20 protein-coding genes are annotated in these 25,606 nt (G+C 72.6%); 11 read left to right on the forward strand and 9 right to left on the reverse strand.

Annotation, left to right across the window (positions count from 1 at the left end; translation table 11 throughout):
• The first annotated feature begins 97 nt into the window (after positions 1–97).
• Positions 98–5,749 (forward strand): hypothetical protein, encoded by a 5,652-nt coding sequence (locus Apa02nite_RS51850; RefSeq protein WP_203823956.1) that lies wholly within the window; start codon positions 98–100, stop codon positions 5,747–5,749.
• Positions 5,750–5,870: 121 nt separating this feature from the next.
• Positions 5,871–7,295, forward strand: coding sequence for an RNB domain-containing ribonuclease (locus Apa02nite_RS04540; protein WP_203823957.1), 1,425 nt, complete (start codon positions 5,871–5,873; stop codon positions 7,293–7,295).
• A 131-nt stretch (positions 7,296–7,426) separates the two neighbouring features.
• On the opposite strand, the gene panB is transcribed toward Apa02nite_RS04540, so the two are convergent.
• Both panB and Apa02nite_RS04550 read right to left on the reverse strand, forming a co-directional pair.
• Complete coding sequence (panB, locus tag Apa02nite_RS04545) at positions 7,427–8,257, reverse strand: 3-methyl-2-oxobutanoate hydroxymethyltransferase (protein ID WP_203823958.1); 831 nt, start codon at positions 8,255–8,257, stop codon at positions 7,427–7,429.
• A 145-nt stretch (positions 8,258–8,402) separates the two neighbouring features.
• Positions 8,403–10,340 carry an NAD+ synthase gene (locus tag Apa02nite_RS04550; RefSeq protein WP_373872825.1) on the reverse strand — a complete coding sequence of 646 codons (1,938 nt, stop codon included), beginning with the start codon at positions 10,338–10,340 and terminating at the stop codon, positions 8,403–8,405.
• On the opposite strand from Apa02nite_RS04550, the gene glnA reads away from it, so the two are divergent.
• Complete coding sequence (gene glnA / locus Apa02nite_RS04555; protein WP_067683596.1) at positions 10,291–11,643, forward strand: type I glutamate--ammonia ligase; 1,353 nt, start codon at positions 10,291–10,293, stop codon at positions 11,641–11,643. The two genes, Apa02nite_RS04550 and glnA, sit on opposite strands and share 50 nt — an antisense overlap.
• 169 nt (positions 11,644–11,812) lie before the next feature.
• On the opposite strand, the gene Apa02nite_RS04560 is transcribed toward glnA, so the two are convergent.
• Together Apa02nite_RS04560 and Apa02nite_RS04565 are read right to left on the reverse strand one after the other, a co-directional pair.
• Entirely contained in the window at positions 11,813–12,376 is a 564-nt protein-coding gene (locus tag Apa02nite_RS04560) for a hypothetical protein (protein WP_203823960.1), read from the reverse strand.
• A 23-nt stretch (positions 12,377–12,399) separates the two neighbouring features.
• The gene (locus Apa02nite_RS04565; RefSeq protein ID WP_067683590.1) at positions 12,400–13,011 is read right to left on the reverse strand and encodes an RNA polymerase sigma factor; all 612 of its coding nucleotides are present in this window, start codon (positions 13,009–13,011) and stop codon (positions 12,400–12,402) included.
• Between the two features lie 119 nt (positions 13,012–13,130).
• Between Apa02nite_RS04565 and Apa02nite_RS04570 the strand changes: the two genes are divergently transcribed.
• Positions 13,131–13,556 (forward strand): DUF350 domain-containing protein, encoded by a 426-nt coding sequence (locus Apa02nite_RS04570; RefSeq protein ID WP_203823961.1) that lies wholly within the window; start codon positions 13,131–13,133, stop codon positions 13,554–13,556.
• Between the two features lie 74 nt (positions 13,557–13,630).
• Here Apa02nite_RS04570 and Apa02nite_RS04575 read toward each other — a convergent pair whose 3' ends face one another.
• Positions 13,631–14,773 (reverse strand): low temperature requirement protein A, encoded by a 1,143-nt coding sequence (locus Apa02nite_RS04575; protein WP_203823962.1) that lies wholly within the window; start codon positions 14,771–14,773, stop codon positions 13,631–13,633.
• A gap of 10 nt (positions 14,774–14,783) precedes the next feature.
• On the reverse strand, positions 14,784–15,125 hold the full coding sequence (locus Apa02nite_RS04580) for a GatB/YqeY domain-containing protein (protein WP_203823963.1): 342 nt from the start codon (positions 15,123–15,125) through the stop codon (positions 14,784–14,786).
• Between the two features lie 29 nt (positions 15,126–15,154).
• On the opposite strand from Apa02nite_RS04580, the gene Apa02nite_RS04585 reads away from it, so the two are divergent.
• Together Apa02nite_RS04585 and Apa02nite_RS04590 are read left to right on the forward strand one after the other, a co-directional pair.
• Positions 15,155–15,850 (forward strand): helix-turn-helix transcriptional regulator, encoded by a 696-nt coding sequence (locus Apa02nite_RS04585; protein ID WP_203823964.1) that lies wholly within the window; start codon positions 15,155–15,157, stop codon positions 15,848–15,850.
• Positions 15,851–15,892: 42 nt separating this feature from the next.
• A complete protein-coding gene (locus Apa02nite_RS04590; RefSeq protein ID WP_067683576.1) occupies positions 15,893–16,336 on the forward strand; it encodes a GNAT family N-acetyltransferase in 444 nt (147 codons plus the stop codon).
• A gap of 66 nt (positions 16,337–16,402) precedes the next feature.
• Here Apa02nite_RS04590 and Apa02nite_RS04595 read toward each other — a convergent pair whose 3' ends face one another.
• Complete coding sequence (locus Apa02nite_RS04595) at positions 16,403–16,783, reverse strand: VOC family protein (RefSeq protein ID WP_203823965.1); 381 nt, start codon at positions 16,781–16,783, stop codon at positions 16,403–16,405.
• Positions 16,784–16,888: 105 nt separating this feature from the next.
• Here Apa02nite_RS04595 and Apa02nite_RS04600 point away from each other — a divergent pair, with 105 nt between their 5' ends.
• Together Apa02nite_RS04600 and Apa02nite_RS04605 are read left to right on the forward strand one after the other, a co-directional pair.
• On the forward strand, positions 16,889–17,659 hold the full coding sequence (locus Apa02nite_RS04600) for a type 1 glutamine amidotransferase (RefSeq protein WP_203823966.1): 771 nt from the start codon (positions 16,889–16,891) through the stop codon (positions 17,657–17,659).
• 1 nt (position 17,660) lies between these two features.
• Positions 17,661–20,651, forward strand: coding sequence for a bifunctional [glutamine synthetase] adenylyltransferase/[glutamine synthetase]-adenylyl-L-tyrosine phosphorylase (locus Apa02nite_RS04605; protein WP_203823967.1), 2,991 nt, complete (start codon positions 17,661–17,663; stop codon positions 20,649–20,651).
• Positions 20,652–20,660: 9 nt separating this feature from the next.
• On the opposite strand, the gene Apa02nite_RS04610 is transcribed toward Apa02nite_RS04605, so the two are convergent.
• Positions 20,661–21,089, reverse strand: a complete 429-nt coding sequence (locus Apa02nite_RS04610; RefSeq protein ID WP_203823968.1) for a MarR family winged helix-turn-helix transcriptional regulator — start codon at positions 21,087–21,089, stop codon at positions 20,661–20,663.
• A gap of 84 nt (positions 21,090–21,173) precedes the next feature.
• Between Apa02nite_RS04610 and Apa02nite_RS04615 the strand changes: the two genes are divergently transcribed.
• Positions 21,174–21,392, forward strand: a complete 219-nt coding sequence (locus Apa02nite_RS04615) for a hypothetical protein (protein ID WP_067683561.1) — start codon at positions 21,174–21,176, stop codon at positions 21,390–21,392.
• Between the two features lie 4 nt (positions 21,393–21,396).
• On the opposite strand, the gene Apa02nite_RS04620 is transcribed toward Apa02nite_RS04615, so the two are convergent.
• Positions 21,397–23,073, reverse strand: coding sequence for a hypothetical protein (locus Apa02nite_RS04620; protein ID WP_203823969.1), 1,677 nt, complete (start codon positions 23,071–23,073; stop codon positions 21,397–21,399).
• A gap of 58 nt (positions 23,074–23,131) precedes the next feature.
• Between Apa02nite_RS04620 and mptB the strand changes: the two genes are divergently transcribed.
• Together mptB and Apa02nite_RS04630 are read left to right on the forward strand one after the other, a co-directional pair.
• Positions 23,132–24,520, forward strand: coding sequence for a polyprenol phosphomannose-dependent alpha 1,6 mannosyltransferase MptB (mptB, locus tag Apa02nite_RS04625; RefSeq protein ID WP_203823970.1), 1,389 nt, complete (start codon positions 23,132–23,134; stop codon positions 24,518–24,520).
• Positions 24,447–25,604, forward strand: a complete 1,158-nt coding sequence (locus Apa02nite_RS04630; protein ID WP_203823971.1) for a glycosyltransferase 87 family protein — start codon at positions 24,447–24,449, stop codon at positions 25,602–25,604. The genes mptB and Apa02nite_RS04630 overlap by 74 nt, the downstream gene beginning before the upstream one ends.
• Positions 25,605–25,606: the final 2 nt, after the last annotated feature.

Below are 25,606 nucleotides of genomic sequence, written 5' to 3' on the forward strand. Positions count from 1 at the left end.
GGACAAGCGGGTTAGCGGACGGACGCCGGCGCCTCGGGCCGGCACGTCGACGACGGTAGCGGCGGGACGCGCCGCGAAGGTGGGGAGTGGAGTCGCGGTGGCGGCCAAGTCGAGGGTTTCTGCGGGTGTGACGGCACGGGTCGCCGGCAAACAGGCCGAGGTGAAGCCGGTTGCCTCCCGGGCGGCGGCCACCAAGGCGACCGCCACGAAGTCGCCGGCAGTGAAGTCTCCTGCAGCGAAGACTCCTGCGTCCAAGTCGCCCGCGTCCAAGTCGCCCGCGGTCAAGTCGCCCGCGGTGAAGACGGCTGCGGCGAAGACGGCGGGGACCAAGGTGGCGGCTGCCAAGTCGGCAGCTGCCACATCGGTCGTCGCGAAGTCGGCCGTGGCCAAGTCGGCCGCTGTGAAGCCGGTTGCGGGTGCCAAGCCGGTCGTCGCGAAGTCGGCTGCCGGGACCAAGGCAGTGGCCGCGAAGCCGGCTGCGGGGAGCAAGGCTGCGGTCGCGAAGTCGGCTGTGGGGAACAAGACTGCGGTCGCGAAGCCGAGCGCGGGGACCAAGACGGCGGCGGCGAAGACTGCTGCGGTGGGGAAGCCCGCAGTGGGTGCGGCGCGCGGCCGGGCAGCGGTGCCGGCGGCGAGGACCGAGGCGAACTCGGCGGGGAAGACTACTGGGACGACGAAGTCTGCGCCGGTGGTGAAGTCTGCCAAGGTGGCGGGTAGCGCGAAGGCGGCGAGCGTGCCGGCGGCTCGGTCGGGCGGAGCGAAGGCGCCCGGCGCGGCGAAGCGTGGAGCCTCGGCGGTGCCTACGACCCGGCCGGCAGCTACCGCGAAGCCTGCGGCAGCCAAGCCCGTGGCAGCGAAGCCCCCGGTCAGGCCCGTGGCAGCGAAGCCTGCGGCGTCGAAGCCCCTGGCCAAGCCCGTGACGGCGAAGCCTGCGGTGGCGAAGCCCACGGGGGCGAAGACTGCAGCGGCGAAAACCGCGGTCAAGGCTGCGGTGGTGAAGACAGCGACGGTCAAGACGACGGCGGCAGCGGTCAAGCCTGCGACGGTCAAACCCGCGTCGACGGTCAAGCCCGCAAGGACCAAGGCGACGGCCACAGTCAAGCCAGCGGCGAAGAAGGCGGCGACGGTCAAGCCAGCGACGGTCAAGCCAGCGACGGTCAAGCCAGCGGCGAACAAGGCGGCGACGGACAAGGCTGCGACGGTCAAGACCGTGGCGAACAAGGCTGCGACGGTCAAGGCAGGGGCGGGCAAGACGGTGCCGGCGGCGCGAGCGGCGGGAACTGCGAAGTCTGCGGTGGGCAAGCCTGCGGTCAAGACGGCAGCGGGCAAGACGGTGCCGGCAGCGCGGACGGGGGCGACCGCGAAGACTGCGGCGGTCAAGACGGTGCCGGCGGCTCGGGCTGCGGGAGGTAAGAGCGTGGTGGCGCCGCGGTCGGCTGCCAAGGCGGTTTCGGCGGCGCGGAGTTCGGCCAAGGGCCGGGCCGGTGCCTCGGTGACCGAACGGGTGCCGGACAAGGCCATGGCCAGGTCGGCATCGGCGAAGACTGCGGGGAGCCGGGCCGGGATCACCAAGCCGGCACCGGCGAAGACCGCCGGTGGCGCGACGGCGGCGGCGCGAGCAGCCAAGACGTCCACGAATGCCACGGCGGCGCGGGTCACCAAGACTCCGGCGAGCCGGGTCACCGCGGCGGATTCCCGGGTCGGCAAGAACGCCGCGAGCCGGGTGACCGCGGCGGACTCTCGTGCGGTCAAGGGTGCTGCCAGCCGGGTGACCGCGAGTGGTGGCCGGGCCGGACGGGCTTCGGCGACGGAGCCGAGGGCCGCGAAGAACGGGTCGGCGGCCGGTGGCGCTCGTGGTGTGACCGGGCGGGCCGCGGCGGCCAAGGTGCCGTCCGCACGTTCCGGCGCGGCGCGGTCGGTGGTGGCTGCGGCCGCAACCGGGACCAAGAAGGCCGTGGTCACGGCCAGCACCGCGAAAGCCAGCGGCACCAAGGCGACCGCTACCAAGGTTGGCGGCACCAAGGCGACCGCTACCAAGGTTGGCGGCGCCAAGGCGAGTGCTGCCAAGACGCGTGGCGCCAAGGCGAGTGCTGCCAAGACGAGCGGCACCAAGACGAGTGCTGCCAAGACGAGCGGCACCAAGACGAGTGCTGCCAAGACGAGCGGCACCAAGACGAGTGTGGTCAAGGTCGGCGCCGCCGAGTCGGGGGCTGCCAAGGTCAGCGCCAACAAAGCGGGCGCTATTGCGAAAAATGCTGCCAAAGTTGGCGCTGGTAAGACGACTGCTGCTCAGAAGGCCGCGGGTAAGACGGCTGCCGCTAAGACGGTCACGGCTAAGACGGTTGGCGGCAAGGCGAGCAACGCCGGCAAGAGCGGCACGGGTGCCGGGAAGAACGCTGTGCAGGTCAGGGTGCCGGCGGCGCGGGCTGGTGTCGTACGCAATGGGGTCCTGGCTCAGCGGGGGAAAGCGGACGCTGAGGTAGCGGCGAACCGCAAGGGCCGGCGGGTTTCCGCGGCCAGCAGCAGCGTTCCGAACAAGACGCAGGTGACGGTTTCGGCGGACTCCGGGTATCGGGACTGGACCCGGGACGACGCGCCGTCGACCTCCGAGGACACGGAGATCTCGCCGAGCGAGCTGACCGACCGGCCGTTCCTGGGTGGGTGGTTCGCGCCGCCGCGGGACGGCTCGACGCCCGAGCGGGAGTCGGAGCAGTGGGGTGCGGACCGTCCGGACCTGGAGGCGCTCGACACTCCGGAGCCGGACGCCGCGCCGGGCACCGACCTCTACGCGGCGCAGATGGAAGCGTTCGCGAAGAGCGCGCGGGCCCGGGGACAGTTGTTCCTCTCGCCCGAAGAGGACGGGGCGGTCGAGGACGGCGGGGTCGTCCGGAGTACGCCGGTGCGGAAACGGGCCGGCACCGCCGCGGAACAGGCGAAGGAGACCCGCTCCGAGGCGGCCGCGGTGCGGGCCGCGCGGGCCGAGATGGCCGCGACCCGGGCCGCACAGGCCGGTACCGCCGCGGTGGGACAGATCGATCCGGACGAGCCGGAACCGCCGGTGGCCGCGCAGATCGCGGTCGGTCAGGTGGCGATGCCGGGTGCGCACCGGGCTGGCGGGCTGGTGGTGGTTCCGGATGCGGTGGAAGCCGGCACCGGGACGCTTGTCGCCTCTTCGGCGGCGCGGCACGCGGATGGCCTCGCCGGCCAGGACGGGGCCGGTGCGGAGTCTGCAGACAGTGCGGCGCCGACGGGCAGCGCGGAGCCGGCGGCCGGCCTGGAGTCGGCAGCCGGTGCTGACCGGCCGGGCGGCGCGGTGCCGGTGAGTGGCGCGGCGCCGGTGCGGATGACACGGCGGGAAGCGGCGGCGCAGCGGGCTGCTGCCCGGGCGGCGGCCGGGCCTGCGGTGGGCCGGGCCGCGGTGACCGAACCGGACGATGACGACTCGCAGCCGGCGGCGGACTCCGCAGTGGGCTCTGCGGTCGAGGACACCCAGGCGTTGGACCGGCCGGCGGGGAAGAAGGCGCCGGTCCGGGGCAAGGCGGCGGCCAAGAAGACCGGCGGGCGAGTGACCAGCGCTGCTCAGGCGGCGGAGAACGGGGCCGGCGGGGCGCGGGGCGCGGGGGCCAAGGCTGTTGCCGGGAAGGCTGGTTCCGCTCGAGCGGCGGCTGCCAAGGGGGCTGCGGTCAAGGCGGCGCCTGCCAAGGCGGCGGGGGTTAAGGCCGCTGGGGCTAAGGCGACGGCTGCTTCTGGTCGAGCGACGGCTTCTGGTCGGGCGACGGCTGCTTCTGGTCGGGCGGCGACTGAGGCGACCGGGGTCAAGGCGACGGCTGCCAAGGTGGCTGGGGTCAAGGCTGTGGGTGGCAAGGCGGCGCCGGTTGCCAAGGCTGCGGGTAGCAAGGCGACCGCGACCAAGGCGACCGCGACCAAGGCGACCGGGACCAGGGCGGCGGCAGTAAAGGCGTCGGCTGCCAAGGCGACCGCGGGTGCTGCCAAGCGTGGCGTGGCCACGCCGGCCGCTGCTGAGGCGAAGGCGGCTGGGGCGGCCAAGGCCGTGGGCGGCCGGGTCGTGAAGTCGGCTGCGGCGGGCACGCGGACCGGGGCCACCGCGGCCCGGGCGGGTGCGAAGGCTGCGCCGGCTACGGCCAAGGCCGCTTCCGGGCGGGCGACGGCGGCATCCGGGCGGTCGGCGGCGAAGGCAACGGGTGCCAAGGCGACTGCTGCTTCGCGCCGGAACGGTGCATCCGGGACTGCCGCGGCGAAGGCTGCTCCGGGAGCCGGTTCGACGGCGGCGAAGGCCACGACCGGTAGGTCCGCGGCAACCGCGACGAAGGCGACGGCGGCCAAGGCCACTGCTGCCAGGTCTGGCGGCGCAGCCAAGGCGACCGCGGCAAAGTCGGCAGGGCCGGCAGCAGCGAAGTCGGCAGTGGCCAAGGCAGCCAGGACCAGGGCGGCGGCCGCGAAGGCGACCGGATCCAAGGCGACGGCTGCGAAGGCGGTTGGCACCAAGGCCACGGCTGCGAAGGCGGTCGGGACCAAGACCACGGCCGCGAAGGCGGTCGGGACCAAGGCGACGGCTGCCAAGGCGGTCGGGTCCAAGGCGACGGCTGCCAAGGCGACGGCTGCGAAAGCTGCGAGTACCCGAGCGACAGCGGCTAAGGCGACAACCGCCAAGGCCACGGCCGCCAAGGCCACGGCCGCCAAGGTGACGGCGGCCAAGGCGACAGCTACCAAGGCGACAGCTACCAAGACGACCGGGACCAGGGCGACGGCGGCGAAGGCAACCGGAACCGGGTCGACGGCCGCGAAGGCGACAGCAGCTAAGGCGACTGCCTCCAAGGCGGCGGCAGCTAAGGGGACTGGGTCCACCGCCACAGCAGCTAAATCGACAGCTGCGAAGGCGACTGGAACCAGGACGACGGCCGCGAAGGCGACCGCCACTAAGGCGACTGCCTCCAAGGCGACTGCCTCCAAGGCGACTGCCTCCAAGGCGACTGCCTCCAAGGCGGCAGCAGCCAAGGCGACTGGTGCCAGGGCGGCGGCCACTAAGGCGACCGGGACCAGGGCAGCGGCCGCGAAGGTGGCTGCCGGCACGGGGACCGGGAGTCGGGCCGGGGCCAAGGCGACGGCCGCGAAGGCGACCGGGGGCAGGGCCACGGCCGCGACCAAGGCGGCACCCACCACGGCGACCGGCAGGAAGCCCGCGGTCAGCAAGGCCGTCGCCGCCCGGACCGCGACCGCTCAGGCCGAGGCTACCGAGGTTGCCGCGGCGAAGGCCGAGCAAGCGAGGGTGACGGCGAACCGGGCGGCAGTGTCAGCCCGGGCCGCCAAGACCGCCGCGGCCAAGGTTGCCAAGATCGCTGCCACGACCAGAGCCGCCGCGGTCAAGGCCGCCAAGGCCAACGGCGCCAAGGCGACGAGCGCCAAGGCCAACAGCGGCAAGACGACCGCCAACGGTGCCAAGGCGGCTGCCAACGGTGCCAAGGCGGCCGCCGTGAATGCCAACGGTGCCAAGGCGGCGGCCCCGGCCAAGAAGGCGCCCGCCAAGGCGGCCAACAAACCGGCGGCCGCGGCCACCGGCCGGGCCACCGGGAACGCGGCCAAGACCAGCAAGGTCAGCCGCACGTCCGGTGCCAACGACGGCGCCACGGGCGGGGCAGTTCGTGGCTCCCGGAACGGAGCCAAGGCCACCTCGGCGTCCCGCGCGAGCGCCATCCGCAAACCGCCGGGCGCGGTCCGCCGCTCGAGGTAGGCACGAAGCAAGGCACTGAGCACGGCACGGACAACGGCGGGCCGCCCGGGAACGGGTGGTCCGCCGCTGTCGTGCGGGGCGGTGGGTGAGGAACGTGGGGACAGGCTGGTAGGAATGGGCGGTGCCGATCAAAAGGGTTTGGGCGCCGCAGATCGATTTCTCGGTGTTGCGCCGGGAACTGGGGTTGCCGGGTGAGTTCTCGGCCGAGGTGACGGCCGAGGCGGAGCGCGCCGCGCGGGAGATGCCGGAGGGCGTCGACCGTACCGATGTGCCGTTCGTGACGATCGATCCGGCCGGGTCGCAGGACCTGGACCAGGCGATGCATCTGAGCCGCCGGGAGGGCGGCGGGTACCGGGTGCGGTACGCGATCGCGGACGTGGCGTCGTTCGTCCACCCCGGTGGCGCCGTCGAGGCCGAGAGCTGGGTGCGCGGGCAGACCGTCTACCTGCCGGACGGGCGGATCCCGCTGCATCCGCCGGTGCTCAGCGAGGGCGCGGTGAGCCTGTTCCCGGACGTGGAACGGGCGGCCGTGCTGTGGACCATCGACCTGGACGCGGACGGTACGACCACCGCGGTGAGCCTCGAACGCGCCCGGGTCCGCAGCCGCGCCAAGCTGGACTACCCGAGCGTGCAGCGGGAGCTGGACGGCGGGAGCCCGTCCGAGCCGGTGACGCTGCTCGCCGAGATCGGGACGCTGCTGGCCCGGCGCGCGGCCGAGCGGGGCGCCGTGAACCTGCCGCTGCCCGCGCAGGAGGTGGAGCGTGACGGCGACGGCTGGCGGCTGGTGCTGAGCGCGCCACTGCCGGTCGAGGAGCACAACGCGCAGATCTCGCTGCTCACCGGGATGGCCGCGGCGCGGATCATGCTGGACGGCGGGGTCGGGATGCTGCGGACCATGCCGGGGCCGAAGCCGGAGGCGATCGAGGGCCTGCGGGTCGCGGCGGAGTCGCTCGGGGTGAGCTGGCCGGCCGGTGCGACCGTCGGCGCGGTGGTGGCGTCGGTGGATCCGGGCAGCCCGCGCGGGGCGGCGTTCCTGGATCAGGCGGCGGAGCTGTTGCGCGGCGCGGCCTACACGGCGTTCGGCGGTACGGCCGGCCCGGTGCCGCAGGAGACCGGGCACGGCGGGGTGGGCGCGCCGTACGCACACGTCACGGCGCCGCTGCGGCGGCTCGCGGACCGGTACGTCGCGGAGACCTGCCTGGCCCTGCACGAGGGCCGCCCGGTGCCGGCCTGGGTGCTCGACGCGCTCCCGCGCCTGCCGAAGCAGATGTCCGCGACTGATCGGCTCGCCGGGGCGGCCGACCGGGGCGCGATCGATCTCGCCGAGGCGGTGCTGCTGCAGGACCGGGTGGGTGAGAGCTTCGACGTGGCGGTGCTGGACCGGCAGGAGGCGTCCGGGAAGCGGCCGGCGGGCGGCACCGTGGCGCTCGACGATCCGGCGGTGCGCGCCCGCTGCCTGGGCGATCTGCCGCTGGGCGGCCGTGTCCAGGCCCGCCTCACCACCGCCGACCCGGTCACCCGCACGGTCCGCTTCGAAACCCCCTGACCCGCAGTTGGTGCTCAGGGGTGTCTCGAAAGGCTTGAGGCACCCCTGAGAGCCAGCCGAGGATGGCCGGGAGTCGCGTCGCGGCCGCTACCTACCGCGGTGCCGCGGAGCTCCGGGCGTACAAAATCGGTTTAGAACGTGTGCTCAGCGGCCGGGAACTCGCCGCCGCGCACCTCGTCGGCAAAACGTCGCGTCGCGTCCGAAAGGACGCCGGCGAGATCCGCGTAAGCCTTCACGAAGCGCGGCGTCTTGCCGGTCCGCAGTCCGGCCATGTCCTGCCAGACCAGCACCTGCGCGTCGGTGTCCGGTCCGGCGCCGATGCCCACCGTGGGGATCGCCAGCTCCTTGGTGATCTGCTTGGCCACCTCTCCCGGCACCATCTCCAGGACCACGGCGAACGCGCCCGCGTCGGCGACCGCGCGGGCGTCCGAGATCACCTCGGCGCCCTCGTTCTCCCGGCCCTGGACGCGGTAGCCGCCGATGGCGTGCTCGCGCTGCGGGGTGAAGCCGATGTGCGCCATCACCGGGATGCCGGCACCGGTGATCGCCTCGATCTGCGGGGCCATCCGGCGGCCGCCCTCCAGCTTGACCGCGTGACAGCCGCCCTCCTTCATGAAGCGGACGGCGGTGCGCAGTGCCTGGGTGGGGCCTTCCTCATAGCTGCCGAACGGCAGGTCACCGACGATCAGCGCGGTCGTGGTGGCCCGGACCACGGCACGCACCAGCGGCAGCAGCTCGTCGATGGTGATCGGGACGGTGGTCTCGTAGCCGAAGACGTTGTTCGCCGCCGAGTCGCCGACCAGCAGGACCGGTACGCCGGACTGGTCGAAGATCGACGCGGTGTACTGGTCGTACGAGGTCAGCATGGGCCAGCGGTCGCCGCGGACCTTGGCGTTGATCAGGTCACGGGTGCGGACCCGGCGGATGGCGGGACCGCCGTACAGGGTCGGGATTTCCGACATGTCGTTACTCCTCCCTCGAGGCCGCGCGAATGCGGTCCCCGGGTGCGGACATCGTCGCACCGGGGGACCGGCCCCTGTCAGGGTTCAGTGGAGGTTTTCACAGCCCATCCAACCGCCCCGCCCACCACCCTAGAGCGGAAAAAGATCAATTGCCTTCGCGGAACCGGTTGGTGATGGGGAGGCGACGATCACGCCCGAACGCCTTCCCGGAGATCTTCGTGCCCGGCGCGGACTGCCGCCGCTTGTACTCGGCCAGGTCGACCATCCGCAGCACCCGGTCGACGAGCGCCGGGTCGTTGCCGGCCGCGATCAGCTCGGCCCGGCCCAGGTCGTGGTCCACATACCCCTTGATGATCGGGTCAAGCACCTCGTAGTCGGGCAGCGAGTCGGAGTCCTTCTGATCCGGCCGCAGCTCGGCGCTCGGCGGCTTGGTGATCGAGTTCTCCGGGATCGGCGGGTCGCCCTGGGTGTTCCGCCAGCGGGCGAGCTGCCAGACCATGGTCTTCGGCACGTCCTTGAGCGGGTTGTAACCGCCGACCGAGTCGCCGTAGAGCGTCGAATAGCCGACCGCGAGCTCACTCTTGTTGCCGGTGGTGAGCACCAGGTGCCCGTCGGAGTTGGAAAGCGCCATCAGGATCACCCCGCGCACCCGGGCCTGCAGATTCTCCACGGCCAGGCCGGAGAGCGACATGTTCGCCAGGAACGCGTCGACCATCGGCTGGATCGGCTCGACGCGGTAGGTCAGGCCGGTGCGCTTGGCCATGTCGGCGGCGTCGTCCTTGGAGTGCTCGGAGGAATAGCCGCTGGGCAGCGAGACGCCGGTGACCCGCTCCGGGCCGAGCGCGTCGACCGCGATCGCGGCGACCACGGCCGAGTCGATGCCACCGGAGAGGCCGAGCACGACCGAGCGGAAGCCGTTCTTGTCCACGTAGTCGCGCAGGCCCATCACCAGCGCCGCCCAGACCTCCGCCTCGTCGGCGATGCGCTCGGTGACACCACCCTCGCGGCGGTCCTCGTTCGCGGTGAGGGCGAAGTCCAGGACGATCTGATCGATCGCCATGTCGTCCGGGATCTCCTGCTCGACCTGCGGCTTTGCCGCATCGGTCGCCAGTTCGGCGTTCGGCGCGGCGTCCGCGAGGGGCAGATCCAGATCGTGTACGAGCAACTCCTCGGTGAACTGTCCCGCCCTGGCGAGCAGCTCACCGTCCGCCGCCACGATGATCGAGTCGCCGTCGAAGACCAGCTCGTCCTGCCCGCCGATCATGTTCACGTAGGCGACCGCGGCACCCGCCTCGGCGGCCCGCCGGCGCACCAGCGGGAGCCGGACGTCGTCCTTGTTCAGTTCGTACGGTGAGGCGTTGATGTTGACGACCAGCCCGACACCGGCCCGGCGTGCCGCGGTGAACGGGCCACCGGCCTGCCAGATGTCCTCGCAGACGGTGAGCGCGACGTCCACCCCGCCGAGGCGCACCACGGTCAGCGAGTCGCCCGGCTCGAAATACCGGTCCTCGTCGAAGACGCCGTAATTCGGCAGATGGTGCTTGAAATAGGTGGCGGCAACCTCGCCGCGGTGCAGCAGCGCGGACGCGTCCCGCCGTCCGTTGCCGGGCGCGGCCTCCGAGCTGATCGCGGCCGGGCCGTCGGCGTCGACGTAACCCACCACCACGGCCAGCTCGCCCAGGCCGTCGGCGGCCAGGTCAGCGGCGAGCGCCCGCAGCGCGCGCTGGGACGCGTCGACGAACGAGTTGCGGAAGACCAGATCCTCGATCGGGTACCCGGTGAGCATCATCTCCGGGAAGGCCACCAGATGGGCGCCGGAGTCCGCGGCGGCCCGGGACCAGCGCCGGATCACGGCCGCGTTGCCGGGAATGTCACCGACTGTCGAGTTCACCTGAGCGAGGGCGATGCGCAGCGTGGGCATGCGTCTTATTGTTCCCCAATGCCGCGGTTTCAGTTCCGGACCCGGGCCGACGTCACAGGCTCTGGTCAGCGTAGTCTCGGCTCGATAGGTCAACATCGGGACAGGGGTTGAAGTGGACCGACAGCAGGAATTCGTGCTCCGTACGCTCGAGGAGCGCGACATCCGTTTTGTCCGGCTCTGGTTCACCGATGTGCTGGGCACGTTGAAGAGCGTGTCGGTGGCTCCGGCCGAGCTCGAGTCGGCGTTCGAAGAGGGCATCGGGATCGACGGTTCGGCGATCGAGGGCTTCGCCCGGGTCTACGAGTCGGACATGGTCGCCATGCCGGACCCCACCACGTTCCAGGTCTTCCCGTTCGAGGGCGGCGGCAGCGGCGAGAGCGCCCGGATGTTCTGCGACATCCTGCTCCCGGACGGCAGCGCCGCCTGGGCCGACCCGCGTCACGTGCTGCGCCGCTCGCTGGCCAAGGCCGCCGAGAAGGGCTTCACCTTCTACACCCACCCCGAGGTCGAGTTCTTCCTGATCCAGGACGGCGACAACGACGGCTCGGTGCCGGTCCCGGTCGACACCGGCGGCTATTTCGACCACACCACCCACTCGGTGGCCCGCGACTTCCGCCGTCAGGCCGTGCTGGCCCTGGAGCGGATCGGCATCTCGGTCGAGTTCAGTCACCACGAGGTCGCCCCCGGCCAGCAGGAGATCGACCTGCGGTACGCGGACGCGCTGACCACGGCGGACAACATCATGACGTTCCGGCACGTGGTCAAGGAGGTGGCGCTCTCCCAGGGGGTGAAGGCCACTTTCATGCCGAAGCCGTACACCGACCAGCCGGGCTCCGGCATGCACACCCACCTGTCGCTGTTCGAGGGTGAGCGCAACGCGTTCTACGACAGCGAGGACCCGCAGAAGCTGTCCAAGACGGCGCGGGCGTTCATCGCCGGCCTGCTGGTGCACGCGCGGGAGATCACCGCGGTCACCAATCAGTGGGTCAACTCGTACAAGCGGCTCTTCCCGCTGCAGCTGCCCGACCGGATCACCGAGTCGCCGGCGTTCGTCAGCTGGGGCCACCTGAACCGGTCCGCCCTGGTCCGGGTCCCGGCGTTCGGCAAGCCGAACTCGGCGCGGGTCGAGGTGCGGTCGATCGACTCGGCCGCCAACCCTTACCTGGCGTTCGCGGTCATGCTCGGCGCCGGCCTCAAGGGCATCGAGGAGGGCTACGAGCTCCCCCCGGGCGCCGAGGACGACGTGTGGGGCCTGTCCCCGGCCGAGCGCAAGGCCGCCGGTTACGAGGCGCTGCCGGAGAACCTGTCCGAGGCGATCGACGTGATGGCCGGCTCCGAGCTGGTCGCCGAGGTGCTCGGCGAGCACGTCTTCGACTTCTTCCTGCGCAACAAGCGGGCCGAGTGGGAGCAGTTCCGGCGCGAGGTCACGCCGTACGAGCGTCAGCGGTACCTCGGCGCACTCTGATCCACCGGCAGAACGGCTAGACCAGGCGGCGGCGGTCCTCGGACCGCCGCCGCCTGACTGGTTCAGCCGCCCCGCGCTGGGGAGGGGGCGTCCCCAGAGCGGCTGACCTCTGTGGCGGCACCCGCCGGACCGGACGCTCCCGGATCCGGCCCGGCGGGTGCCGGCTTGTTCACCCGTGTTGCCGGGCAGTCCTCGGGGTCCCGCTGGGCCTCGGTGCACTCGTTCCGCAGCGGTTCCCGGACCGGGCCTTCCGGTGCTGCGTCCGGCGGTCACGATCGCCGTCCCGGAGCTCCTGGCAGGGGTAACCGGTCTTCCGGGGCTGGGCCAGCTGGGTCCGGGCCGGCTGGCTCGACGGGGTCGGCTGTGTCGGCTGTGGGTGTGTGGTGTGCGACGGTGTGGCGGAGTGCCCGCTGCTCACCGCGTGTGACGGTTTGCCGGGGCGGACCGGGCCGGGCAGCGCGCCGGTGTTCGCCGCGAGCGCGACACCGCCGACCGTGGCGCTGGTCGCGAAGACCACGGCGGCCATCTTCACGGTCAGGAGCTTCGCCAGGAACGACCGTCGCCGCCGGGGCACCGGGCCCGGTGACTGAGCGGCGGCCCGGAACGCGGCCATCGCCGCGGCCTCACCGGCCAGCTCACCGGCCGTGGCCGGGGCCGTGGCCGCGGCCAGCAGCCCGGACACCGGGTGCCCGGGAGCGCCGCGCAGCAGGTTCTCCGCGGTTCTCCGGTCCATCGCGCTCCGTCCCTCCTGGCTGGTCAATTCATCTCTCTCAGCGCCGCGCCGTGGATCCGTGTCACCGGTTTGGTGGTCGCCGGTGCTGTTTCCGGCGTGCCGAGCCGCTGGGCCAGCAACTTCAGGCCCCGGTAGGCCGCGGTGCGGACCGCGCCGGCCCGCTTGCCGACGATCGAGCCGGTGGTCCGGGCGTCCAGACCGACCACCACCCGCAGCATCACCGCCTCGGCCAGGTCCGCCGGGAGGGTGGCGATCAGGGCGATCGCGGCGCCGGTGGAGAGCGATTCGATGGCCCGGTCCGCGGTGTCGTCGTCGGCGTGCAGCTCGGTGAGCTGCTCGGCCGTACCGCCGGACACCGGGCGGCGGCGCTGCGCGCGCAGCAGGTCCATCGCCCGGTGCCGGGCGATCGTCGCGGTCCAGCCGCGGAAACCGTCCCAGCTTCCGGAGAAGGTGCGCAGGTCCCGGGCGATCTGCAGCCAGGCCTCGGAGGCGACGTCCTCGGCGTCGTCGCCGACCAGCACACACAGGTAGCGCAGCAGCGCCGGCTGCTGCAGGCGATAGAGCCGCCGGAACGCGTCCTCGTCGCCCTGCTGCGCGGCGCGCACCACGGCGTCGAGGTCCTCCGGTGCCACCATCAGTTGACCTCCGTCCGCCCTGGCAGACAGCCGGGCCCCATTGCTACAGCGCCGGGGCACGAACTTTTGTCACAGCGGGGTACGGTCTGGTTCGACGTCACGCGACAAGGGGAGAGGCCGTGCTGCAAGATCTGCTGGAGGGCGCCGGGCGAAGCATCGTCTTCGGCCTGGTCGGGATCGGCCTGATGGCTGTCGGTTTCGTCCTGATCGACCTGCTCACACCGGGCAAACTGCGCAACCTGATCTGGGTCGACCGTAATCCGAACGCCGCTCTGCTGCTGGCCGCCAACCAGCTCGGCATCGCCGCCATCGTGTTCACCGCGATCTTCACGAGCTACGACTCGTTCGGCCAGGGTCTGGCCTCCACCGCCCTGTTCGGCCTGGTCGGCATCGTCATCATGGGGCTGGCGTTCCTGGTCCTGGACTGGATGACCCCGGGCAAGCTGGGCGAGGTCATCTGCACCGACGACTATCACGGTGGCGCGCTGGTCAGCGCCGCCTCGCACTTCGGCGCCGCGCTGATCGTCTGCGCCTGCATCGCTTAAAACCCTTTTCGGTACGACACGGTGAGGCCGCCCGCGGGGTGCGGGCGGCCTCGTGCCGCGGTGTCGTGCCCGGGTCAGGCGCTGCGGCCGAAGTCGCCGATGGCCTCAGCCGTGCCGACCCGGCGGACCCGGGGGAGGTCCTCGGCGATCGCGCCCCCGGCCAGCAGCACGGCGATGGCGGCCAGCTGGGCCAGTGCCAGGACGTGTCCGAGCGGCACGGTCGCGAGGCACAACGCGGCGACGCCCAGCCGGTACGCCGCTCCCGGCAGCCCCACCAGGCGCAGGAAGACGGCGTGGCCGATCAGGTAGATCGCGACACCGCCGCCGAGCGCGAGGGCCTCGCCCCAGTGCAGTTCCTCGAACGTGTGCCCGAGCGCCTTCTTGATCCCGACCGCGGTCACCACGATGCCGAGCAGCATCGGGAGGTGCGCGTACCCCCAGGCGTTCAGGGCCAGGCGGCCGCGCCGGCCCGGGTCGTCGACGGCGGCCAGCACGTGCTCGGAGCGCCGGTCACCGCCGGCGAAGTAGGCCCACCACAGGTAGTAGGCGACACAGAGGCCGAGGACCGCGGCCAGGATCGTGCCGCCGTCCAGGTCACCGGCCACGCCGACACCGATCGCGATGATCGACTCACCGATCGCGATGATCATGACGAGGCTGTGCCGTTCGACGAAGTGCCCGGCGGAGAGCGTGTGCATCTCGATCGGGTGCAGGTATCCCGCCGAGACCTGGACCAGCGGTGCGGCCAGCCAGCACAGGTGCCGCCACGGCTCGGGCAGCAGCCCGCCGGCCAGCACCAGCAGCGCGGCCAGCAGGTTGAGCGGGCCGAGCGTCCGCATCAGCTGGACCGCCGCCGGGCCGGCCTGCAGGAACAGCACCGAGTGCGCGACGTTGACCACCAGGTACCCGACGCCGAACAGCCAGCCGTACGCGCCGAACGCGTCCGGGATGGCCAGCGCCATCACCAGGAACCCGGCCATCCCGGCCAGCAGCAGGGTGCGCCGGGTGGTGGTGGTCGGTGCGACCGCGTTGGTGAGCCAGGCATATCCCGAATACATCCACCAGACCACGAACAGGATCAGCACGACGTTCAGCAGGCCGCCGGCCGTCAGGTGGTGCGCCAACGTGTCGGCGAGCTGGGTCACCGTGAAGACGAAGACCAGATCGAAGAAGAGTTCCAGCGTGGACACCCGCACCGCGGGCGACTCCTGCGTCATGCCGGAGACCCTAGAGGGTTCCCGGTGTCAGATGGGCCCCGAGCGCGTCCGCCTCGGCGCGCAGGCGGGTGGCTTCGGCGTCCCGGCCGAGCCGGTCGTACTCGGCCGCGGCGGTGAGCCGTTCGTCGACCTCGGCGCGGACGATCCGCTCGATCTCGGCGTCGTCCTGCGCCCGGCGCGGCACCTCGGTCACACCCAGCCCGGTGGCGGGCAGGCCGCTGCCGGTGTCCCGGGACGGCACCGCGGCCGCGTTCTCGATCGCGGCCAGCGCCGAGCGCAGCGCTGTCACCGTGACCCGGTCCTTGGCCTTCATCGCCGGCAACAGGGCGGCCTGGAGTCGGTCGCGCAACATTGTCGTACCCCCGCTCTAACGTTCGTGGCGTGAACCGTACCGACCGGCTCTACGCCCTCGTCGAGGAATTACGGGCGGTCGCGCCCCGGCCGCGCAGCGCCCGCTGGCTGGCGGCGCGCTTCGAGGTGAGCGTGCGCACCGTGGAGCGGGACATCTCGGCCCTGCAGCAGTCCGGCACCCCGGTCTATGCCGAGCCCGGCCGTGCCGGTGGCTACTGCCTGGACAGAGCGCACACGTTGCCGCCGGTCAACCTCACGCCGGAGGAGGCGGTCGCGATGGCCCTGGCGCTGCGCAAGCTCGACGGCACGCCGTTCCGGCAGGCCGCGGCGAGCGCCTTGCGCAAGCTGGTGGCGGCGATGCGGGCCGACGACGCGGCCGCAGCCGAGGCCCTGGCGGGCCGGATCCATCTGGTCGGCGGCGCGGCGCCGGCCACCCTGCCCCGGCCGGCCGTCGGCGCGCTCGGGGTCGGCCGGGTCCTGCGGATCGGATATGCCGATCGGGCCGGCGTCGTCACCAGCCGCGACATCGAGCCACTGGGTTATGTCGGTGTCCGCGAGCAGTGGTATCTGATCGCCTGGTGCCGGCTGCGCGAGTCGGTGCGGATCTTCCGGGCCGACCGGATCACCACGGTCACCCCGACCCGGGAGCTCGCGCCGCCGCGCACGTTCCCCGAGGAAGGCCTGGACATCCCGTCCGGCGTCCGGGAGCGGCTCACGCTCGCCTAGGTGCCGGCCTGCGACCTGGGGCCGGTTTGGCAAGATCGCCGGATGAGTTCCGAATCGATTCGCCTCGAACCGGTCACCGCCGGGAACTGGCGCGACTGCGCCGCCCTCACCGTCCACCCGGAGCAGAAGCCGTTCGTCACCGACGTGACGTACTACCTCTGCATGTGTTCCTACGGCGACACCTGGCAGCCCCTCGCCGCGGTGCGCGGCGAGGAGATCGTCGGTTTCGCCATCTGGGGCGTGGACGACGACGGCAGCCGCTGGATCGGCGGGCTGCTCGTCGACGCGAAACACCAGGGCCAGGGCATCGGCCGCGAGCTGGTCGGCCAGCTGCGCGACCGGCTGATCGCCGAGCCCGGCACGCCGAACGTGGCGCTCAGCTACCTGCCGGACAACGCCGTCGCCCGCAAGCTCTACCAGTCGATGGGCTTCGTCGAGACCGGCGAGATGGAGGACGACGAGATCGTCGCCCGCTGGACCCCGTAGAGCTCAGGGGCGGCCCTGATCGGCTCAGAGGCGGCCCGGCGAGGTTCAGGGGCGGCCCTGATCGGCTCAGGGGCGGCCCGGCGGGGTGAAGATCCCGAACAGGTTGCCGGCCGGGTCGGCCAGCCGGGCGAAGACCAGCCCGCTCGGCTCGGTCTGCGGACCGACAAGCACCTTCCCGCCCCGCGCGGCGGCCTGCTCGCAGGCCGCCGCGACGTCGGCGACCACGACCAGGAAGATCGCCTGCTGCGGCGCCCGGCCGCCGGTGCCGTAGAAGCCGCCCAGCGGCGCGCCGCCGTCCGGTCCGGTGACGATCCGGTACGGCCGCCCGTCCGGCCCGGTCGAGTCGTCGTCGTCCGCGAACGTCCAGCCGAACAGGTCGCCGTAGAACTCCTCGGCCTGCTCCGGCCGGTCGGCGCCCACTTCGATCCAGCCGATCCCGTTGCTCATCTCGTCCTCCTGCGCTCGGAACGTACCTGCGGGAGGAACTCTCGTCGGCCACCACGACAACGTCCTGTCGGTGTTTGCCATCGGGTTAACCGCTAGCCTCGACACGTGAGCACAGCGCTTGTCATCCAGAACGACCCGACCGATGATCTCCGGCGACTCGGGGAGTGGCTGACCGAGGCCGGGCTGGAGCTCGCCGTGCTCCGCCCGTACGCGGGTGACGAACTGCCCGAGACCCTCGACGACTACCAGGCGCTGATCGTGCTCGGTGGCGACCAGAGCGCGTACCCGGACGTGGCCGGCACCCCCGGCGCACCGTGGTTCCCGGCGCTCGAGGGCCTGCTGCGCAAGGCGGTCCGGCACCGCGTGCCGACCCTCGGCGTCTGCCTCGGCGGCCAGCTGCTCGCGGCCGCGCACGGCGGTCTCGTCGAGCGCAGCACGTCCGGCCCGGAGATCGGCCCGGGACTCGTCGGCAAGCGCGACGCGGCCGACACCGACCCGCTGTTCAAACGGGTCCCGCTGCTGCCCGACGTGGTCCAGTGGCACCACGACGAGATCACCGAGCTGCCGCTGAGCGCGACCCTGCTGGCCGCCTCCAGCCGGTTCGCGCACCAGGCGTTCCGGATCGGCGACCGGGCCTGGGGCCTGCAGTTCCACATCGAGTGCGACGCCGAGATGGTGGCCGACTGGACCCGGGACGGCGCCGACGACCTGGCCGAGCTGGGCTACGACGCCGAGGCCGTGGTGCTGGCGGTCGCCGAGATCCTGCCGGACGTCGAGGAGGTCTGGCAGCCGTTCGCGACCCGGTTCGCGGCGCTGGCCCAGGGCACCCTGCCGGACGCGGACGTGCCGAGGACCCTGCCGCTGCTGGGCCATTGAGATGACCAGGCCGACACGCCTGGCCCGGTACGGCTTCGCCGACAACGGCGCCAAGGCGGCCGACCTGCTCGGCGAGAACGGGCTGCGGCTCTGGGACGCCGGGCACGGCCCGGTCAGCGCCGACGCCGCCGAGCTGATCCACGCGCTGTCCCGGGCCGCCGACCCGAACCTGGCGCTGCGCCAGTTCCACCGGCTCGTCGACTCGGTCTCCCGGGCCGCCGAACGGGCCGGTGGCGCCCGCCCGACCGGGCCGGCCGGTGACATCGTCGCCAACGCGGCCACCGTGGAGCTGACCGAGGAGCTGTTCCGGGACCACGGGCTGCGGCGCCGGCTGGTCGCGGTCCTCGGCGCCTCGTCGACGCTCGGCGATCACCTGGTCGCCAACGAGCAGGAGTGGCGCACCCTGGCCACCACGAAGAGCGGGCTGCCACCCGATCCCGAGGGTCACCTCGAGCTGGACGCGCCGACCGTGCCGGCACTGCGCCGGGCGTACCGGATCTCGCTCTTGCGGATCGCAGCAGCGGACCTGACCGGCGGCCGGGGCCTGGAGCCGACGATGGCCGCGCTTTCTTTGCTCGCCGACGAGACGCTGGCCGCGGCGTACGCGATAGCGGTCGCGGGCCTGCCGGCCGGCACCCCGGAGCCGCGCCTCGCGGTGGTGGCGATGGGCAAGTGCGGCGGCAACGAGCTGAACTACATCTCCGACGTCGACGTGATCTTCGTGGCCGCCGGCGACGAGGACCTGCAGGCCGGTACGACGGTCGCGGTCCGGCTCATGGAGATCTGCGGGCAGGTGGCCTGGCCGGTCGACGCCGCGCTGCGTCCCGAGGGCAGCCGGGGCCCGCTGGTCCGCACCCTGGCCAGCCACCAGGCCTACTACCGCCGCTGGGCGCGCACGTGGGAGTTCCAGGCGTTGCTCAAGGCCCGGCCGGCAGCCGGTGACCAGGCCCTGGCCGACGAGTGGCTGGCCGATCTGGCCCCGCTCGTCTGGCACGCCGCCGAACGGCCCGAGGCGGTCGCCGACGTCCGCGACATGCGCCGCCGGATCATCGAGAACGTGCCGGCCAAGGAGCTCGACCGGGAGATCAAACGCGGGCCGGGCGGGCTGCGCGACATCGAGTTCGCGGTCCAGCTGCTGCAACTGGTGCACGGCCGGGTGGACGAGACGCTGCGGCTGCCGGGCACGCTGCCCGCGCTGCGCGCCCTGGTCGCCGGCGGCTACGTGGGCCGGCAGGACGGCGAGACGCTGCTGCGCGGCTACCGGTTCCTGCGCGCCGTCGAACACCGGCTGCAACTGCAGAACCTCCGGCGTACGCACACCGTGCCGGACGACCCGGCCGGCGTGCGCTGGCTGGCCGCGGCGCTCGGCTACACCGCGCTGCCCGGCCGGGACGCCGTCGAGGCGTTCCGCTCGGACTGGGTCGGTCACGCCGCCAACGTCCGCCGGCTGCACGTCAAACTGCTCTACCAGCCGCTGCTGGAGGCGGTGGCCCGGGTCCCGGCCGAGGCGCTGCGGATGACACCGGCCTCGGCCCGCAAACGGCTGGAGATCCTCGGGTTCGCCGACCCGGTCGCCGCGCTGCGCCACCTGGAGGCGCTGACCGGCGGCGTGACCCGCACCTCGGCGATCCAGCGCACCCTGCTGCCGATGCTGCTGCAGGACTTCGCCGACGCGCCGGAACCAGATCGTGGCCTGCTCAACTACCGGCACGTGTCGGACAAGCTGGGCAGCACGCCGTGGTACCTGCGGCTGCTGCGCGACGGCGGCCCGGTGGCCCGCAGGCTGGCCCGGGTGCTCAGCCTCTCCCGGTACGCCACCGACCTGCTCACCCGTGACCCGGAGGCGCTGCGGCTGCTCGCCGACGACGCCGAACTGCAGCCCCGGCCCCGGGAGAAGTTGCTCGACGGGTTCGTGGCGGCGGCCGTCCGGCACGCCGACGACCCGGTCAAGGCGATCGCCGCGGTCCGCGCGCAGCGCCGCCGTGAGCTGTTCCGGCTGGCCTGCGCCGACATCCTGAGCCACGGCGGCGACCTGGCCCCGGCCCAGCCGATCGACGTGCACGTGCTCGGCGCGGCGCTCTCCGACGTCACCGACGCCACCCTGAACGCCGCGCTGCACATCGCCCGGCAGGTCAAACCCGGCCCGCCCGGGCTGCGCTTCGCGATCATCGGGATGGGCCGGCTCGGCGGGTACGAGATGAGCTACCCCTCCGACGCCGACGTGCTCTTCGTCTACGCGGGCCCGGACGAGCAGTCCGGACCTGCCGCGCACGCGATCGCCGAGGAGCTGCGCCGGCTGCTCAACGCGCCGGCGCCGGACCCGGCGCTGGGCATCGACGCCGACCTGCGCCCGGAGGGCCGGCAGGGCCCGCTGGTCCGCAGCCTGCAGGCCTACCAGCAGTACTACGACCGATGGTCGAAGGTCTGGGAGGCACAGGCGCTGCTGCGGGCCCGGTACGTCTGCGGCGACGAGTCGCTGGGCCGCGAGTTCGAGAAGCTGGCCGACACGAAGCGGTACCCGACCGGCGGGCTGAGCCGCGAGCAGGTGATCGAGATCCGCCGGATCAAGGCCCGGGTGGAGACCGAGCGGATGCCCCGCGGCGCCGACCCGAACACGCACACCAAACTGGGCCGCGGCGGCCTGGCCGACGTCGAGTGGGCGGTCCAGCTGCAGCAGCTGCGGTACGCGCACGAGCACCCCGAACTGCGGATGACCAGCACGCTGGAGGCCCTGGCCGCCCAGCGGGAGGCCGGCCTGGTCGACCCGGCGGACGCGGAGGAGATGACGGCCGGCTGGACCCTGGCCGCGCAGGTCCGCAACGCGCTGACCCTGGTCCGCGGCCGGCCCACCGATCAGCTGCCGCAGCACGGGGTGGAGCTGGCCGGCACCGTGCTGCTGCTCGGCGGGGGCGACCCGGGCGAGTTCGTGGACCGCTACCTGCGGATCACCCGCCGGTCGCGGGCCGCCATGCAGCGGGTGATGGAGGCTTGATCAGCCCGCTCAGGAAGCCGCCGCGATCACCTGGGTGAGCGAGGTGTGCAGCCGCTGCAGGTCCTCGATCGGCAAACCGAGCTTGGCCACCACGGCCGGCGGGATCTTCAGCGCCTCGGCCCGCAGCGCCTGACCACTCTCGGTCAGCGTGATCGCCAGGCTGCGCTCGTCGGCCGGGTCCCGCTCGCGGCGCAGGTAGCCGATCGCCTCCAGCCGCTTGAGCAGCGGCGACAGCGTGCCCGGGTCGAGCTGGAGCAGCTCGCTGAGCCGCCGCACGGAGAGCGGTGAGTCACCCCACAGGGCCAGCATCACCAGGTATTGCGGATGGGTCAGGCCCATCGGCTCGAGCAGCGGGCGGTAGATCGCCACCACGCTGCGGGCGGCCACCGACAGGGCGAAACAGACCTGCCGTTCCAGTGCCAGCGGATCGTCACTCACTTGCGGTTCTCCTCAGGTCACGAGCTACTCTACCAATAGTTGGTGTACAAACCATTGGCCTACAAACTGTCTGGGGAGAGCGTCGTGGCGAACTTTCAGGATCGATTCGCGCGCTGGTTCCACGAGACCTTCGACGACATGTGGTTCCGCTCGGTGATCGGGCCGGCCCAGGTCAAGGGGGCTGTTCAGGGCTGCGACGAGGGCGCCCGCGAGCAGTGGAAGCGCGACCTGGAGAACCGCAAGCGGATCACCCGCGAGCAGCGTGAGCTCAAGCGTGCCGCCCGCGAGGCCAGTCGCAGCTGAGCGCTCAGCTGGACAGGGTGTAGCGGCCCGGCCGTGGTGCCCGGACGATCGTCCAGTCGCCGTCCCGGATCACCTCGGCGCCGTCGGAAACGGTCAGCCAGCGGTACCAGCGGACCCGTAGCCGGACGTCGCCGGCGGCCGGGACGTCCAGGGTGATCGCGGCGGCGGTGTGCCGGACCAGCGTCGCCGGGGCGGCCACGATCGGCTGGGCTTCGGTGACGGCGTACAGGCGCCAGTGCGTGTCGGTCCAGACCAAGCTGAGGTACGGCAGGCCGTCCGTCACCAGTTGCGCCTCGGTCCGGCCCGGCCAGGACAGCCGGGCGTCCGGCACCGCGACGTACTGGACCGCCTGCTCGGCCAGCCAGGCCCGGTAGCTCTCCGCGGTGAGCGCCACGCCGGTGCCGGACGCGCCGGGGACCGTGGTGAAGAAGAGCGGATTGCGGTCGATGTCGGCCTGGCGCAGCCAGCCCCGGGCCAGCGGGACGTCGCCGAGCCGCGCCGCCTCCCAGTAGTCCCTGGTCGGTGGGATCTCCACCCGCCCGGTCAGGGTCTCCCGGGCGAGCCGGTCGGTCAGCGGCCGGAAGTAGCCCGGCGAAGCGGTCGGGTTCCCGATGTCGCGCAGGTCGTCGGCGAACACCGGCGGCTGCCACCAGGCCACCACCGCGACGACGACCGCCACCCCCGCCGCCCGGGGCAGGCGCGCGACACGGGGGAGGACCGCGTAGCCGGCCAGCAGCGGCAGCGCGAACATCACCGCCAGCCGGGTCGCGTTCAACCCCACCGGCGTGTGGATCAGCGCGGCCGCCAGCACCCCGGCCGACGACAGCACCGCGCCGATCCGCACCGCCCGCACCGGCACCAGCGCGGCCACCACCAGCCCGGTCACCACCGCGTGCAGGGTGTCGGTCCGGCTGATGTTCATCCACCCGCCGTCCCCGAAGAGCAGCACGCTCAGCCCCATCGGCACCGCCGCCGGCACCGCGATCAGCAGCCCCCGCCCCAGCTGGCTGTCAGGGGTGCCTGCGACCCCGGGAAGCACCCCTGACAGCCAGCCGGGGGCCCGCGGCCGGCGCGCGGTCCCGGTTGCCGGCTGGTTCTCAGGGGTGTCTCGGGAGCCTCGAGGCACCCCTGAGGACCAGCCGTTGCTGAGCAGCAGGGCGGTGCCGGCCAGGCCCAGGAACAGGCCGACGACCGGGCTGGTGGCGGCGGCGAGGGCGGCGAGGAGGGCGGCGGCGACCGCCGCGGAGCGGCGCGGCCGGAAGGTCAGGGCGAGCAGCGCGGCCAGACCGACACAGATCCCGAGACCGTACGTGACCCGCCCGCTGACCAGGTTCCCGGCGAGCCCGACCGCCCCGAGCAGCGCGGCGGCCCACGGCCTCAGTGCTCCGGTACGCCGGAACAGCACGGCCAGCAGCACCGACCCGGCCACCAGCGCGACCACCCCGGTGACCCGTACGCCGAGCAGCGCCATCACCGGCTGTGACACCAGGCTGTAGCCGAGCTGGTCGACACCCGCGTACCAGCGCAGGTCGATCGGCGTCCACCCGTGCGCGGCGAAGAAACCGGCCCGCCCGGCCTGCGCGGCCAGGTCGGAGCCCATCGCCGGGGCGGCCAGGTAGGCCCCGCCGAGGGCCGTCGACACCAGCGCGACGAACCACTCCAGCCGGTGCCGAGACCACATCCCGCCGACAGTACCGGGTGCCCCGTACGTTGCAGCACGTCACGGTAGGGTCGTCGCCATGCCCCGTCCGTTCCTCGTCCGCTACACGGGGCTTGTCGGAAGCACCCTGCTGGCCGGCGCCGCCTACCTCGGTGGCGCGCACCAGCCGTGGGAACCGACGATCACCCCGCGGACGATCTTCGCCGGGCAGAACGGCGTGCTGCTGCCGGTGCTCTGGCTGACCGGCATCGTGCTGCTGATCGGCGCCTGGCTGGCGGGCCGCCCGCCGACCGCCCGGTGGGCGTATGTCACCGCCGGGCTGTGGGCGCTGCCGCTGCTGCCGTTTCTGCCGCTGGGCAGCTACGACGCCTATTCGTACGCCTGTCAGGGGTGGCAGCAGGCGGCCGGGCTCAATCCGTACGCCGGTGGGGTTGATCTTCTGGGGTGTCCCTGGGTCGATGCCGTCGCACCCACCTGGCGTGCCGCCCCCGCCCCGTACGGTCCGGTTTTCCTGGTCCTCGCCGCCCTGGCGGCGACCGTGGGTGGATCGCTCACCGGGACCATCGCCCTCCTGCGGTTGATCGCGGTGGCCGGCGTGGTGGCGATCGGCGCCTGCCTGCCGGTGCTGGCCCGCCGGGCCGGTGTGCCGCCGGCGCGCGCGGTCTGGCTCGTGCTGGCCTGCCCGCTGGTCCTGATCCACCTGGTGTCCGGCACGCACAATGACGCCGTGATGATGGCGCTGCTGGTCGGCGGCCTGGCGGTGGCGACGACCGGCCGGGCCTGGCCGGCCGGGATCCTGTTCGGGCTCGCGGTGGGGGTGAAGGCCACCGCGATCGTCGCGCTGCCGTTCGCCGTCTTCCTGATCCCGCGGTCGACATGGCGGGCCGTTGCCGAGCTGGCCGGGGGAGCGGTGGGCGCGCTGGCCGTCGTCTCGGTCGCGTCCGGCCTGGGCCTGGGCTGGATCACCGGGCTGACCGGCAGCGGCGTCTCGGTGCAGTGGACCGCGCCGCCGACCGCGATCGGGATGACCCTCGAGCTGGCCGGTGTGCCGCACGCCGTCGCGGTGACCCGGGTGCTCGGCATGATCGCCCTGGCCGGGGTGCTGCTCTGGCTGTTCCGGCGGGCCTGGCGCGGCGGCGACGCGCTGCTGCACGCCGGGCTGGCGCTGGCCGCGACGGTGCTGCTCGCCCCGGTCTTCCACCCCTGGTACGCGATCTGGCCCCTCGCCGTGCTGGCCGCGACCCTGCGCCCGCCGGCGAAAGCGCTGGCCGTCCCGTGCGCGGTGGCCGCCGCCCTCTGCCTTCCCGACGGATACAACCTGGCCCTCGCCACGAAGGCGCAGGGCGCCGTGGGCATGACCGTGCTCGCCGGTTTCCTAGTGTGGAAAGTGCTGCATGAAGCGAATCCTGACCCTGGTCGCCGCGGCGCTGGCGACGGTGGGGCTGGTCCTCACCTCCGAGCTCCGTAACAAGTTCTTCGACTCGAAGGTCTACTACGGAGCGGTGCAGTACTGGTTCCGCGACGGCGGCATGGTCTACGACTGGCTGCGGGTGGACACCCCGTACGGGTTCACCTATCCGCCGTTCGCCGGCCTGGTCATGTCGCCGATGTCGGTGCTGCCGTTCTGGCTGGTGGTGGTGCTCGCCTCGATCGGCCTGGTGCTCACCGTCGGGCTGCTGATCTGGTGGCTGGCCGAGCCGCTGCTGCGCCGCCCCGGCAAGCCGCTGTGGTTCACCTTCGGGATCGCGTTCTGCGTCGCGATGAGCTTCGAACCGGTCCGCGAGACGTTCAGCTTCGGCCAGGTGAACACGCTGCTGCTCACCGTGGTCGCGGCGGACATGCTGTTCGGCGTGGCCCGCGGCAAGTGGTGGGCCGGCGCCGGGATCGGGCTGGCCACCGCGATCAAGCTGACCCCGGGCGTGTTCATCCTCTACCTGCTGGTCACCCGGCGCTGGAAGGCGGCGGGCACCGCGATCGGTGCGGCCACCGCGGCGACCGTGCTGGCCGGGGCGCTCTTCCCGGACCAGTCCCGGGAGTTCTGGACGTCGGCGCTGTGGGACACCAACCGGGTCGGGTCGCTCTGGTTCCTGTCCAACCAGTCCGAGCGGGGCATGATCGCCCGGCTGCCGTTCGACGTGCTCGAGTCGAAGATCTGGCTGGTCTGTGTGCTGGCGACGCTCGCCTACTGGGGGTGGCGGGTGTGGCGTACGCCGGACGACATCGTCGGCGGGCTGGCGCTGACCGGGGTGCTGGGCTGCCTGATCAGCCCGGTCACCTGGATCCACCACTGTGTCTGGCTGATCCCGGCGCTGATCCGGTGCTTCGGGACGCTGTGGACCGCGGCGGACCGGCGGCCGGCGTACCTGGCGATCGCCGCCTACCTGCTGATGACCTCGCACCTGACCTGGATCTGGGAGAACCGTCCCCGGCCGCCGCTGGAGCTGCTGGGCGGCAACATTTATGTCTGGTTCAGCCTGGCTCTGCTGATCTGGACACCTGTCGGCACCCCGAGTTCGGTTCCCGTCCATGAAAAGGAAAGAGTCTTAACGTAATC

It is taken from the genome of Actinoplanes palleronii (assembly GCF_016862315.1).
Classification (GTDB): Bacteria; Actinomycetota; Actinomycetes; order Mycobacteriales; family Micromonosporaceae; genus Actinoplanes; species Actinoplanes palleronii.

Coding starts and splice junctions, on each gene's coding strand:
- Apa02nite_RS04560 (WP_203823960.1), bottom strand. CDS start 12,376: ATGGACCGGAGAACCGCGGAGAACCTGCTGCGCGGCGCTCCCGGGCAC.
- Apa02nite_RS04605 (WP_203823967.1), top strand. CDS start 17,661: ATGACCAGGCCGACACGCCTGGCCCGGTACGGCTTCGCCGACAACGGC.
- Apa02nite_RS04550 (WP_373872825.1), bottom strand. CDS start 10,340: ATGTCGCGCTCCTCGAGCGTACGGAGCACGAATTCCTGCTGTCGGTCC.
- Apa02nite_RS04595 (WP_203823965.1), bottom strand. CDS start 16,783: ATGAGCAACGGGATCGGCTGGATCGAAGTGGGCGCCGACCGGCCGGAG.
- Apa02nite_RS04575 (WP_203823962.1), bottom strand. CDS start 14,773: ATGACGCAGGAGTCGCCCGCGGTGCGGGTGTCCACGCTGGAACTCTTC.
- mptB (WP_203823970.1), top strand. CDS start 23,132: ATGCCCCGTCCGTTCCTCGTCCGCTACACGGGGCTTGTCGGAAGCACC.
- Apa02nite_RS04630 (WP_203823971.1), top strand. CDS start 24,447: ATGAAGCGAATCCTGACCCTGGTCGCCGCGGCGCTGGCGACGGTGGGG.
- Apa02nite_RS04565 (WP_067683590.1), bottom strand. CDS start 13,011: ATGGTGGCACCGGAGGACCTCGACGCCGTGGTGCGCGCCGCGCAGCAG.
- Apa02nite_RS04620 (WP_203823969.1), bottom strand. CDS start 23,073: ATGTGGTCTCGGCACCGGCTGGAGTGGTTCGTCGCGCTGGTGTCGACG.
- panB (WP_203823958.1), bottom strand. CDS start 8,257: ATGTCGGAAATCCCGACCCTGTACGGCGGTCCCGCCATCCGCCGGGTC.
- Apa02nite_RS04590 (WP_067683576.1), top strand. CDS start 15,893: ATGAGTTCCGAATCGATTCGCCTCGAACCGGTCACCGCCGGGAACTGG.
- Apa02nite_RS04580 (WP_203823963.1), bottom strand. CDS start 15,125: ATGTTGCGCGACCGACTCCAGGCCGCCCTGTTGCCGGCGATGAAGGCC.